The sequence below is a fragment of the Thermocoleostomius sinensis A174 genome, from assembly GCF_026802175.1.
In the GTDB taxonomy this organism is placed as follows: domain Bacteria; phylum Cyanobacteriota; class Cyanobacteriia; order Elainellales; family Elainellaceae; genus Thermocoleostomius; species Thermocoleostomius sinensis.
Genome location: NZ_CP113797.1, coordinates 1,207,720 through 1,220,877, shown reverse-complemented (window position 1 = coordinate 1,220,877; position 13,158 = coordinate 1,207,720). Strand labels below are relative to the sequence as shown.

Sequence of the window (13,158 nt, the reverse complement as noted above, 5' to 3'; positions counted from 1 at the left end):
GAGAGGCATTACTCTAAAAACTTCATCTATTCAGCCTAAATGCTGAGATTGTGCTCTGACTATGGACGCTTTTGCTAATACACTGGGCTTTACTATATAGATTTCATGAGCGGAACGTACAAGGCTATTGGCATCAACCTTAAAAGTACCCCCTTGGGGGAAGCCGATCGCCTGCTAACTATTCTGACGGAAGAACATGGGCTTCTGCGGGCCGTTGCCCCCGGTTCTCGCAAACACAAATCTAGTCTGGGTGGGCGCAGCAGCGTGTTTGTTGTGAATCAACTGTTGCTGGTAAAAGGGCGTAACCTTGATAAGGTCATTCAAGCTGAAAGTTTGGAATCATACCCTGGGTTAAGCCAAGATTTGCGTAAACTGACAGCCGGGCAATATTTGGCTGAATTAGCGCTCTATCAAGCTCTCAGCAATCAACCTCAAGTTGAACTATTTCGTCTACTCAGACAGACTCTAAAGTGGCTAGAGCAACTTCCGACTCATTTGACGCTGCCTTGTTTGACTTATGCCACGTTTCATCTGCTAGAGACCGCAGGAATTGCACCCCGAGTTCAAACCTGCTGTGTGACTCAACAGCCTGTTCTTCCAAATTTTGCCGAGTCAGATTGGCGCATTGGCTTTAGTACGGTTGCTGGTGGTGTGATTAGTGCTACTGCCGATCCTCCACCCGACCTTTCTGCCCAACTGACGGCTGCCGAACTGTCCGTTCTGCAACAGCTTGCCAAACCAGATTTGTTGAAAAACCTAACCGAATCTGAGCTAGCATTTTCCCCATTCAACCACCCTCAATCCTGGCTTTCGATCGAGCGAATTCTGCGGCATTATGCTCAGTATCACTTCGATCGACCGATTCGTTCGGCTGCTTTAATCGATACGTGTTTTGCTTCGATTCCTGTTTCTTCACCTATCAAATATCATGATGCGATCCTATAATCCTGACGTACAACCTCCAGCTTCAAGATCCCTGTTGCCTACACAGCAAGAACTGGCGACACGGAGAGCGTCTGGTATTTCGGGAGTCCTCAATCGTGACTATTTGCCTTCTGCTTCAACTCAGCTTGCTTCGGGAAAGGTACAAATCTATCACACTGAATCAGAGCGGTACTCACCGGGTGGGACGGAAAATGGGCAAGGATCAGAGCCAGTACGCGATCGGATTGTGGCAGAGCGATCGGCAGCGGATGCAGAGGCGCTAGACCTAGAGGAAGCAAACGGACGAACGCATGGCAATGCCATCCGGCTAGATGACCCATCGCTTGAGGTTGAGGATTCTACGGGTTACGGTCATGGCAATGGCAACCACCTTGGTCTCAATGGAGATAGCGATAGCGGCGATGGAAGACCTCATCAGGGAGATGGCGACCTAGCTGGTTCAGATTTCTCTGCTGAACCGATCGCCGCTGAACCCGAACGAGGCTTGTTGCCGGTACTTAAAAATCGCAACTTTTTAACCCTATGGAGTGGCCAAGTTTTTTCTCAACTAGCTGATAAGGTGTACCTGGTACTGATGATTGCCCTCATTGCCAGTCGGTTTCAAGCGGCTGGGCAAACCATTAGCGGCTGGGTGTCCTCCTTAATGATTGCCTTCACAATCCCAGCGGTACTGTTTGGTTCGGTGGCAGGTGTGTTTGTCGATCATTGGCGCAAGCGGGCGGTGTTGGTGTTCACAAATTTGCTGCGCGGTGGGTTGGTATTGGCACTCCCAATTTTGCTGTGGCTCACTCAAGACCTTCAGCCTTTTGTGGGGCTGCCAGTTGGGTTTTTAGTAGTACTCAGCATCACGTTCTTTGTCTCGACATTGACGCAATTCTTTGCTCCGGCCGAGCAAGCTGTGATTCCGCTGATTGTGGAACGAAAGCACCTGCTCTCGGCCAATTCGTTGTACACCATGACGATGATGGCGTCGGTGATTGTTGGGTTTGCTCTAGGAGAACCCCTTTTAGCGATCGCCGATCGCCTCCTACAACCGATCGCAACCTCACTAAACTTGGGTCCAGATCTAGGAAAAGAACTATTGGTGGGTGGCAGCTATACGATCGCTGGATTGTTGCTGATGTTGCTGAGAACCAAAGAAAAAACCGTGGATGCCGATGAATCCTTGCCGGATGTATGGCAAAACATTCGCGATGGTTTACGCTACCTCAATGGGCAACGACGCGTGCGCGCTGCCATGATTCAATTGGTCATTCTATTTTCTATCTTTGCAGCCCTAGCAGTGCTGGCAGTACGGTTGGCGGAAATTATGCCGGAGCTGAAATCCTCGCAATTTGGTTTTCTATTAGCAGCAGGTGGCATCGGCATGGCAATCGGAGCCGTGTTGGTAGGTCAGTTTGGTCAACGGATTTCTCGGGCGCAATTGGGGCTGTATGGATCAATCGGAATGGCTGCTTCCCTGGCTGCAATTTCGCTAGTGGCCCATCATCTTCTTCCCACATTGCCGCTACTGGTGATGCTAGGAGCCTGTGCGGCTATTGTGGGTGTTCCTATGCAAACGGCTATCCAGGAAGAAACACCAGCCGCCATGCGCGGTAAGGTATTTGGACTACAAAATAATGCGATTAACATTGCCCTAAGTTTACCGTTAGCCCTAGCAGGCATTGCGGAAACCTTCTTTGGTATTCAAGCGGTGTTTTTAGGATTAGCCCTATTAGCCATTGTCGGTGGGGTGCTAACCTGGTCAATTTCTCGGACTCAATCCACTGAAAAAAGCCCATAACCCACTAGAATCCTTAATACTGGATTAAGATTCAAACCGTTCAACGATTAATCTGGATGCATATTGCCTGGCTTGGAAAGAAATCTCCCTTCTGTGGCAACGTTACCTATAGTCGAGAAGTCACGAATGCCCTCCTCGATCGCGGCCATCGCGTCAGCTTTCTGCATTTTGCCCAGGAAGACGACAGCGCCTTTTCCTCGATCGAAGGTCCAACAGATTGTCCAGAAGTTCCTATTCCATTTCTTTATAAATCTCAAATCTATACCATTCCCTCCTTAAAATCGAGCAAGGTCTTAATTCGAGCGCTCAAACAACTGAAGCCAGATATCGTTCATGCTTCATTGACCCTCTCTCCATTAGATTTTCTATTACCAGAAATTTGTGAAGAATTGGGCGTACCCTTAGTTGCGACCTTTCATCCAGCCTTCGACCACAAACGACGAAATCTCACCTCTGGAACTCAGCATTTGACCTATCAACTCTATGCTCCGTTTCTAGCAAACTATGATCGGGTGATTGTCTTTTCTCAAATTCAACGAGATTTATTGGTGCGTTTAGGTGTACCGCTTGTCAAGGTGGCCGTAATTCCTAACGGTGTGAGTGCAGACAAATACTCACCAGGTCTGTCAAAGCTAAAGGCAGAATTAGGCGCGCAACGGATCTTCGTCTATCAAGGGCGAATTGCGATTGAAAAAAACGTCGAGTCGTTGCTCAAGGCTTGGAAACAAGCTGATATGGGCGGTGATAGCAAGCTGCTGATTGTGGGTAACGGACCCCTAGCTCCAGCGTTGATGAGCGCCTACGGTCAAGAACTGGGTGTAATTTGGATGGGTTTCATTGCCAATGAACAGCAGCGCATCCAAATTTTGCGTGGTTCGGATGTCTTTATTCTGCCCTCTTTAGTAGAAGGACTTTCACTGTCCCTCCTGGAAGCAATGGCCTGCGGTGTGGCTTGTATTGCCACCGATGCCGGGGCTGATGGCGAAGTCCTGGAAGGCGGTGCCGGAATCGTATTGAGCACGCAGCAAGTGTCCATGCAATTACGCACTCTGCTACCTGTATGTCGGGATCATCCAGAGTTAACCACCCTTTTAGGACACAAAGCACGACAGCGCGTTCTCGATCGGTACACCCTGAGCGCCAACATCTCTCGGCTTGAAGAGCTTTACCAACAAGTGCTGCAACACCCTCATCTCTACTCCAACCGATCGGTTTCCATCTAGTTCAACTCGCTATCTCTACAGACGGATCTTAAGCAGCCCGTAGCATCAATGATTTATACCCATTAGGTGATGCACTGGTTCAAAGCATCAAAAATCTACTCGAATTGTTAACGAATGTAACAATATTGCTGTCATAGCGTTCTGCTGGCTTGACAGCACAGGATTCTACGGATTATTCTGACATCCATACCCGGGTATTAACCATGTAGTTGTTCTATGCAAGATAAGCACAAAGTTACACTGTATCTCCCTCCAGAACTGCACCGCCAGTTGAAGATTCGTTCAGCCGTTGAATTGGAGCCGATGTCTACTTTAGCTGAGCGAGCGATCGTCTTCTACCTGGAGCATCCTGACCTTGTAGACGAGGTGGAAGTGGCACATGGTCAAACTCACCAGCTCTATCATTGTCCAGAGTGCGCTAGCTCTTTGGTGATTCGGCAGGGGGAATTAGTTTCTGTCAGTGAGCCGCCAAGCCTCCTCTCTGAAGATGATGTCACCGATATGTCGAATCAGTCTTTGGAATCTGATCAGAAGGGTGAAGAATTGGTCTCGCTGCTGGGATAGCTTTTGCGGCTATTTATTAATCCCGATATACACCTAGCTAAAACTTTCGTTTGCTTTGGGCAGATGTAAGTTTTCCTCCCCACTATTGCAACCTCTGCACCGTCTCTTACATTCTTAGGTTGATGATCATGAAAGAAGAGCTTAGTATTCTAGTTCAGGCTCAATATCCTCTGATCTACCTCGTTACTTCCGAGGAAGAGCGGGCTGAGCAGGCGATTGCAGCGGTCGCGCAAATGAAGCCGCAACGGCGGGTCTTTGTCTGGACAGTGACGCATGGAATTGTTGAGTATGGGCAACCCCGCAACATCACACAGCACAATACGGTTTCGCCAGAAGCTGCGATCGAATGGGTAGTTCGACAGCGAGAACCTGGGATCTTCGTCTTCAAAGACCTGCATCCATTTATTGACTCTCCGGCTGTTACCCGCTGGTTACGGGATGCAATCGCAAGCTTCAAAGATTCTCACAAGACGATTCTGCTAATGTCCCCGCTTCAACAAATCCCGATCGAGCTAGAGAAGGAAGTGGCGGTTGTTGACTATCCCTTGCCTAATATGGAGGAGTTGAACCATGTCCTCTCCAGTCAGTTAGAGCAGGCACGACGCGAGCAGTCTCCCCGTCGGGCTGATTCTGCTAAAATTACTACAGAAACGCGAGAGAAGTTGTTGTCGGCGGCTCTGGGCTTGACCCGAGATGAAGCCGAAAAAGTTTACCGAAAAGCTTATGTGACGGCGGGTCGCTTAACTGAGTCTGAAGTCGATATTGTTCTCTCTGAGAAGCGTCAGTTGATTCGCCGCAATGGTATTTTGGAGTACTTGGAAGAGCAAGGAACTCTAGATGATATTGGCGGTTCGGATGATTTAAAGTTGTGGTTGAAGCAACGCTCGATCGCCTTCACCGAACGTGCCCGAGAGTATGGATTGCCTCAACCGAAAGGGGTTTTATTGCTGGGTGTACCCGGCTGTGGTAAGTCTCTCGTTGCGAAGGCAACTTCAAATGAATGGCGTCTACCCCTGCTGCGTCTGGATCTGGGTCGTGTGTATGATGGTTCAATGGTGGGGCGCTCGGAGGCGAACTTGCGCAACGCCCTCAAGACGGCTGAATCAGTTTCTCCGTGTATTCTCTTCATCGACGAATTGGATAAAGCATTCGCTGGAAGTGCTGGTTCCGCAGATTCAGACGCAGGTACCTCTAGCCGGATTTTAGGAACGTTCTTGACCTGGATGCAGGAAAAGCGATCGCCTGTGTTTGTAATGGCGACAGCTAACCGGGTTGAACGGCTACCCGGAGAATTTTTACGAAAGGGACGGTTTGATGAAATCTTCTTCGTCGATCTGCCTAATGAAGAAGAGCGCAAACAAATTTTCACGATTCATCTTAGCAAACGCCGACGCGACATTAGTCGATTTGATGTTGATCAACTAGCAAAGATTTCTGATGGTTACTCTGGGGCTGAAATTGAGCAAGCAATTATTGCAGCTATGTATGACGCTTTCGCTCATAACCGCGAGTTTACGCAGTTAGATATTATCGCAGCTACCCGAGCAACCTTCCCACTCTCCAGAACCATGACCGAGCAGGTAGAAGCTCTTCGCAAATGGGCCCAGCAGCGCGCGCGACCTGCATCGGATACGATCGCTGAATATCAGCGACTGGAGTTTTAACAGGCTTTCTCCTCTGCTCCCAACAGAGGGGGAAAGGCTAGCTACTGGCTAGCAGTTAAATACAGCAGCCGCATTTGTTGGCATTCCAACCGCTGAACGGTGTGGCGATATCTATCACCTCTTAACTGTTGTCGTTTCTCTCAACTTCTCTACAGGAGGAATCCTAAAATGTCTCACTTTAGCACTCTGCGCACCAAGATCACTGATGCTGAGATCCTGAAGTCTTCTTTGCGTGATCTGGGTATCACGGTTAAGACTGAGGCTGATGTTCGTGGCTACAATGGTCAGCGCGTTCGTTCCGACATTGTTGCTGTTCTTGAAGGTGAGTATGATTTGGGCTGGTCCCGCAATGCAGATGGTTCTTTTGACCTGATTGCTGACCTGTGGGGCGTTGCTAAAAAGCATAACCAGACCGAGTTAATTAACTCCATCAACCAGAAGTATGCTGTGAACAAGACTCTGGCTGAAGTTAAGCGCCCTGGCTTGCAAAACGCTAACGTTAAGCTGGTTGTGCAAAAGTAGTCTCTCTCAGCGTTCCCAAATTGGCGGGTTAATCCAGAAAGGCGGGTTAGCCCGTTTTCTAACTTACTAACCTATCTCAGCTATTGACCTGGTTCGTTGCAGTTAGCGCGATCGGTTAATAGCTGATATTTTTATATCCACTAATTACTGCTATAAAGGGCGAATAAGCCAAGAAAGGCTTACTTTGCGGTAAAATACGGACAAAAGCAGGCAAACTGAAGCGTTATTACGTTTGATGGAGATTTTCATCGTTCAGAGGTAGTAGCGTGAAACCATCCAAGGAAGACTTTCAATTGGGCGATTATCGTCCAGAATGGGGGAATTCCTCACTACCAAACTCTGAGTTTTATATTGAACGACCACTGGTAACCACTTGCGATTTGCACGATGGCCTCGTGCACACGTCCGATCACACTCCATCGTTCCTTACCGTCGAAGCTGCTTGCCATGCAGCAATTTTGCAGCCTGGAGCCTTGCTGCGCATCAAAGGCGCCGAGCAAATGGGAAAAACATCGCTACTGCTGCGCCTATTGCATCAAAAAGCTCAGCAGAATTTTGATGTAGCATTGCTGAGTTTGAAAGCTGTAGAACCCTCGATGCTACAAGATATTGATGCTTTGCTTCAGTGGTTTTGTCAGCAGGTGACAGTCGCCCTACAGTTGCCCAATTACTTGGATGACTATTGGGATGATGTGTTTGGCAGCAGCATAAGTTGCAAAAGCTATTTTGAAGAATATCTGTTACTTCAATCGTCACAGCCGTTAGTGCTGGCATTAGATGATGTCGATCGACTATTTCCTTACATTGAGGTAGCCGATGAATTTTTGGGACTGTTGCGAGCATGGCACGAAGATGCTAAAACCCGCGATACATGGAAAAAGGTGCGGCTGGTGCTATCTCACACAGCAGATGTGTATATTCCCCTAAACCTCCATAAATCGCCATTTAATGTGGGTGTACCGATCGAGTTAATAGGTTTCACACAGACTCAAGTTCAAACCTTTTGAGTAACTCTGAATCGATTGCTCGATTGCTCGATCGGTTCTCGTGAAGTCTCGTGAAGTCAACCTCGCTTAGCCCGCTTGATTGCAGACGCTAGAGGCTGTTAACCACAGTGAGGCTGCAATTCTATGGCATATAGATTTTAAGATGCGCAGGTGAATCCACGTTGTGAGTGACGTGCTCGCAACGGCTTAACGTTGTCGAGAATGTTCTCGGAATATCTCCGGGTATGAGGTGTTTGTGACGCATCAATGGGTTCGAGGAGTTCGCTGTTGGCTGCTGGTTCTGTTGTGGGGGCTATTGTGGGGCATAGGGCTAGCGTCGTTGGTTGGGTGTGCTCCGCCTACGATCGATGCACCGTTACCGAGAGGGACGATTCGCATTGGCATTATTGACTCGCTGACGGGCGACGATGCCGATAGTGGACGAGCAACAGTGGAGGCGGCGATGTTGGCTACGCAAGCTGTGAATGCTCAAGGAGGACTTGAAATAGGCGGACAAAGACAGTTCGTTGAACTGGTCATCAAAGATGCCCAAAGCCAACCCGACATCGCAGCAAGTATGGCCCAAAGCCTAATTACTCAAGAAAATATTGTGGCCATTGTGGGTCCAAACTACAGTCGCTATGCCATCCCGGTCGCGCAAATAGCAGAACAGGCCCAAATTCCTATGATTAGTCCTCGATCGACTCATCCTGAGACAACAGCCGATAAACGCTATGTGTTTCGGTTCAGTTTTGTAGATACTCTCCAAGGACGGGTGATTGCTGATTTTGCCTACACAGATTTGAAGGCAAGCACCGCTGCTGTATTGTATGACATTGCTAGTCCCTATAATCGCGGGATTGCCGAAGTCTTTCAGCAAGCCTTTCGGGAACAGGGAGGAGTCATTGTAGCATCCGAGGCTTACACAACCGGTGAGCAAGATTTCACTGCACCGCTGCAAACGATTCGCGATCGACAACCAGATGTCTTGTTTTTGCCCAACTATGAGAACGAGGTGCCCAAGCAAGCTGCGCAAGCCCAAGCCTTAGGAATTGAGGCAACGCTGCTAGGGGCTGATGCATGGGGCAATATCAAAGCAGGCGATCGGCAATCCCTAGAAGGCGCATACTACAGCGATCACGTTGCACCAGCAACCAAACATGGAGCCACACGCACCTTTATCCGCAATTATGAACGGGTGTATGGCTATGAACCTGGCGCAAATGCAGCAGCCACTTACGATAGCATGAACCTGTTATTCAGTGTAATGCAACAACACGGCACAACTCATGCAGAGACCATTCGGCACGGTTTAGCTAACTATGGGCCATATGATGGCGTCACTGGGGTGATCAATTATCAAGGAACAGGTGACCCTATTGTCACCGTCACGCTTTTGCAAATTCAAAACGGCAAACCAACCTTCCACAAGGAGATCAAACCAACAATCAGCCGTGGCTTAGCTCCAATCACACGCTAGCGATTCCATCTTCCCTATTTCTTCCCTTTTATGCTTTATCTTTGACTTTCCCTCCTTCAATTCCTTCTCATTGCATGACCCCCCATTTCCACTTCTTTCCCCGACTTCGACCCTATGCGATTCTGGGATTGGTTTGCGCCTGGATCGTTGGGTTAGCCGCTTGCGCACGGCCACTCGCCTGGCAAAGTTCTGAAAGTCATGACATTCATATTGGGTTAATTGCAACCCTAACAGGTGAACTGGCAAGCAGTGGTAGGGCGATGGTGCAAGGTGCAGAATTAGCCGCGAAGCAAGTGAATCAAGCAGGGGGACTGGAGATCGATCGCCAACGATATACCGTTGTTTTAAATACTGAAGATGATCAAGACAATGTAGATGTGGCGGTTCATGCTGCTCGAAAATTGATTTATCAAGACAACGTTCAGGTGATTGTGGGACCGCAACTGAGCCGAAATGCTATTCCCGTGGCTAAGTTTGTTGAAACGGTGCAGATTCCTATGATTAGCCCAGTTTCGACAAATCCCGAAACGACGATGGGCAAGCGCTATGTGTTTCGAGCCACCTTCATTGATCCGTTTCAAGGGCAGGTGATGGCGCAGTTTGCCCATCATGAATTGGGAGCAGAAACAGCGGCGGTACTCTATGACATTGCCAGCGCCTACAATCAAGGCATTGCGAATGTGTTTCGGCAGGTGTTTGAGGCAGAGGGGGGGCGAGTGGTTGCGTTTGAGTCCTACACCACAGGTGAAAAGACGTTTGATGCACAATTGGCGGTTATTCGAGACCGCAATCCAACTGTGTTGTTTTTGCCGAACTATGTGCATGAGGTGCTGTTACAGGTGAAGCAAGCGCGGGCGATGGGAATGAATGTAACCTTGTTGGGGGCTGATGCGTGGGGGAATATACCAGCTAACCAGCGCCAATTAGTCAATGGGGCGTTTTTTACCGATCTTTATTCGCCAGATATTCAAAATCCCTACACTCAGGCGTTCATTGATCAGTATCAGCAGAGGTACGGTGAAGAGCCTGGCAATGCGGCGGCGGCAACATATGACACCTTGAATATTCTGTTTCGCGCCATGCAAAACCAACAAAAGGTGGACTCAGAGTCGATTCGCCAAGGCTTGGCAACATTGGGACGTTATAGTGGGGTGACGGGAACGATCGAATATCGCGGGACGGGTGATCCGATTCGTAGCGTCATTATTTCCCACATCACAGATGGACACGTGCACTTTCTCAAGCAGGTTGATCCATGAGAACAAATCTGTGCTGCCGCTGTGTGACTAGGATGAAACCGGGTGTATCTAATAGCGAAGGCATTACAGACAAACTGAGTGGAGAGGAGGGATGAGGTTCTGGAAAAAAAGCTTGATGGCTCGCTTAGTGGGCTATTTTTTAGTGTTGTCTTGGGTGACAGTGGGGTTAGTTGGTTATGTCGCCTTTTTACAAGCGCGATCGGCGTTAGAACAATCCGTGTATGAACGGTTAAGTGCGTCGGCTGCTTTCAAAGAAGGGGAGCTAGATCGATGGGTGAGTGATCAGAAACAAGACGTAGTGTTGCTATCGCAATCGCCCTTTGTAGTGTCACAGATGCAATTGTTGTTGTCGTCACCCGAAACCGATTCAGCTTTTATTGAGACTCACGATCGCCTACTCAAATATTTCCACTCTATCAACAATAGCCGCCGCGATTGGCAAGACATCTCGCTGCTGTCGATCAAAGGTGGCAAGATTCTGCTGTCTACCAATCCTGCCCTTGAAGGACTCTATCGCATTCGAGACAGCTATTTTTTGCAAGGGCAACACCGCACCTTTATTCAAAATGTGTACCCTTCGCCAATTACTGCCAAACCAACTATGACGATTGCTGCACCGTTGCGGGATACTATTACTCAGCAGCCAATGGGTGTGATGGCAATCAATCTCAATCTCGATCGGTTGGATGAAATCATTCAAGAGCGAATTGGATTAGGGCAAAGCGGTGAAACCTACCTAGTCGATCAATTTAACGTGTTTGTATCTGGACAGCGATTTGGACGACAGAGCTATCCACGCGGTGTTCACACAGAGGGTATCGATCGAGCGGTAGCAGGCAATAATGGGTCTGGGCTATATCTCAACTATGAAAACATTCCAGTCATCGGCGTTTATCGCTGGAACGAGCGACGCAATTTGGCGCTATTGGCTGAAATTCACCAAGAAGAGGCGTTTGCTCCGGCTCGTCAGTTGGCCCGGACAATTTTTGGTGTTGGTCTGGTGTCGGCGGGAGTGTTGGCAAGTGGGGTGTATTGGCTGTCGCGTGAAATTACTCGACCAATTCTAGAGTTAAGTCAGGCCGCTACCCAAGTTGCGGCTGGGGATCTATCTTCAACAGCCGTAGTGTCTACTCAGGATGAAGTTGGAATTTTGGCGCGATCGTTTAACCAAATGACAAATCAATTGCGGATTTCTCGACGAAATCTAGAGGAATATAACCGTACTCTTGAAGAAAAAGTTGAAGAACGAACGCAGGAACTATCTGAAACCTTAAAAATTCTCAAAGCAACTCAGGCTGAATTATTAATTGAAAATGCGCTGTTACGTAGTTCCGAATCGCCTTCTAATTATGATTATCAGGTGGGAGGCAGTTTACCCATGGATGCTTCTACCTATGTGGTGCGTCAAGCCGATCGTCACCTATATGCAGCATTGAAGCGAGGAGAATTCTGCTATGTGTTGAATGCTCGACAGATGGGAAAATCAAGTTTGCGGGTGCAGATGATGAAACGCTTGCAAGCAGAAGGAGCGGTCTGTGCGGCGATCGATATTTCTGAAATCGGCAATCATCAACTTACGTTAGAACGTTGGTATGCGGGGTTGGTCTATATCTTAGCTAGCAGCTTTCACTTGGTGGGAACAGTCAATATTCGCGATTGGTGGCGCGATCGAGACTGGCTTTCACCTATACAGCGGTTGAGTGAATTTGTTCATCAAGTCTTGCTCAAAGAAATTCACACTAATATTGTCATTTTTATTGACGAAATTGATAGTGTGCTCAATCTAGAGTTCCCCACCGATGACTTTTTTATTTGGCTGCGCTCCTGTTACAACAAACGAGCCGATGATGCAAATTACAATCGCCTCACCTTTGTTTTATTTGGTGTAGCAACGCCATCTCAACTGATTCATGATAAAACCCGAACACCATTCAACATCGGGCAAGCAATTCAACTGAAGGGATTTCAACTACATGAAGCACAACCGTTGCTGCAAGGGTTAGCCGAAAAAGTAGAAAATCCGCAAGCAATCTTGAAAGAAATTTTGGCTTGGACGAATGGGCAACCCTTTTTAACTCAAAAAGTTTGTAAATTAATTCGCGATGCTGACACACCATCTGTCAAATTCAATGAACAAAGCTGGATTGAGGAACTTGTGCAAACTCGTATTGTCGAGAACTGGGAAGCCCAGGATGAACCAGAACATTTAAGAACCATTCGCGATCGGTTGTTGAATCCAGATGCACAGGTCATCCAACGGTTGCAACTCTATCGCCGGATTTGGCACGGTGAAGCTGTTGACCCGACCACCGTTGAACCTATGGAATTGCTGTTATGTGGTTTAGTCATCAAACAGCAAACCACTTTGACCGTACACAACCGAATTTATGCACTGATCTTTGACGATCGCTGGATTGATTGTATGTTGCAGCGGTTAACTCAGTGACACCGAGTGGATATCAGGAGAAAAGGATGCAGCGTACAAGTTAGCCAAAATTTCTAACCAATCGCATGAGTTCTTGGGGTAATTGACCGATCTCAAACCACAATTCCCGTGGACTAATCTCAAATCCATATTGCAGAATCAGCACGATCGCCACAATCGCTAAAATTAGCCCTAGCCCTACATTTAAAACTCGAAACACCAAGCGCAACGCTAGCAGCGACACTGCAACTGCCGCAATCACCAAAACCGTTTGTGAATCAATTGCCTGTGGTAACGCATCCATACC

General features: G+C 48.1%; 11 protein-coding genes and 1 pseudogene. 11 read left to right on the top strand and 1 reads right to left on the bottom strand.

Going from position 1 to position 13,158, the window contains the following annotated elements; translation table 11 throughout:
* The first annotated feature begins 105 nt into the window (after positions 1-105).
* The 11 genes and pseudogenes from recO (at position 106) to OXH18_RS25455 (ending at position 12,872) form a co-directional block, all read left to right on the top strand.
* The gene (recO, locus tag OXH18_RS05305; protein WP_268611363.1) at positions 106-945 is read left to right on the top strand and encodes a DNA repair protein RecO; all 840 of its coding nucleotides are present in this window, start codon (positions 106-108) and stop codon (positions 943-945) included.
* Positions 929-2,728: an MFS transporter gene (locus OXH18_RS05300; protein WP_268611362.1), complete on the top strand. Its 1,800-nt coding sequence runs from the start codon at positions 929-931 to the stop codon at positions 2,726-2,728. Before recO ends, OXH18_RS05300 begins: the two co-directional genes overlap by 17 nt.
* Positions 2,729-2,784: 56 nt before the next feature.
* The gene (locus tag OXH18_RS05295; protein WP_268611361.1) at positions 2,785-3,951 is read left to right on the top strand and encodes a glycosyltransferase family 4 protein; all 1,167 of its coding nucleotides are present in this window, start codon (positions 2,785-2,787) and stop codon (positions 3,949-3,951) included.
* 216 nt (positions 3,952-4,167) lie between these two features.
* Positions 4,168-4,515 carry a hypothetical protein gene (locus OXH18_RS05290; protein ID WP_268611360.1) on the top strand — a complete coding sequence of 116 codons (348 nt, stop codon included), beginning with the start codon at positions 4,168-4,170 and terminating at the stop codon, positions 4,513-4,515.
* 128 nt (positions 4,516-4,643) lie between these two features.
* Positions 4,644-6,179, top strand: coding sequence for a stress-responsive protein Ycf46 (gene ycf46 / locus OXH18_RS05285; protein WP_268611359.1), 1,536 nt, complete (start codon positions 4,644-4,646; stop codon positions 6,177-6,179).
* A gap of 168 nt (positions 6,180-6,347) precedes the next feature.
* Positions 6,348-6,701 (top strand): DUF1257 domain-containing protein, encoded by a 354-nt coding sequence (locus tag OXH18_RS05280; RefSeq protein ID WP_268611358.1) that lies wholly within the window; start codon positions 6,348-6,350, stop codon positions 6,699-6,701.
* A gap of 266 nt (positions 6,702-6,967) precedes the next feature.
* Positions 6,968-7,708, top strand: coding sequence for an AAA-like domain-containing protein (locus OXH18_RS05275; protein ID WP_268611357.1), 741 nt, complete (start codon positions 6,968-6,970; stop codon positions 7,706-7,708).
* 235 nt (positions 7,709-7,943) lie between these two features.
* Positions 7,944-9,167 carry an ABC transporter substrate-binding protein gene (locus tag OXH18_RS05270; RefSeq protein WP_268611356.1) on the top strand — a complete coding sequence of 408 codons (1,224 nt, stop codon included), beginning with the start codon at positions 7,944-7,946 and terminating at the stop codon, positions 9,165-9,167.
* 74 nt (positions 9,168-9,241) lie between these two features.
* Positions 9,242-10,426, top strand: coding sequence for an ABC transporter substrate-binding protein (locus OXH18_RS05265; RefSeq protein ID WP_268611355.1), 1,185 nt, complete (start codon positions 9,242-9,244; stop codon positions 10,424-10,426).
* Between the two features lie 91 nt (positions 10,427-10,517).
* Positions 10,518-11,144 (top strand): annotated as a pseudogene (locus tag OXH18_RS25610) (cache domain-containing protein); the annotation flags it as partial.
* A 36-nt stretch (positions 11,145-11,180) separates the two neighbouring features.
* Positions 11,181-12,872 carry an AAA-like domain-containing protein gene (locus OXH18_RS25455; protein ID WP_449369403.1) on the top strand — a complete coding sequence of 564 codons (1,692 nt, stop codon included), beginning with the start codon at positions 11,181-11,183 and terminating at the stop codon, positions 12,870-12,872.
* Between the two features lie 40 nt (positions 12,873-12,912).
* Here OXH18_RS25455 and OXH18_RS05255 read toward each other — a convergent pair whose 3' ends face one another.
* A complete protein-coding gene (locus OXH18_RS05255) occupies positions 12,913-13,155 on the bottom strand; it encodes a hypothetical protein (protein WP_268611353.1) in 243 nt (80 codons plus the stop codon).
* Positions 13,156-13,158 lie beyond the last annotated feature (3 nt).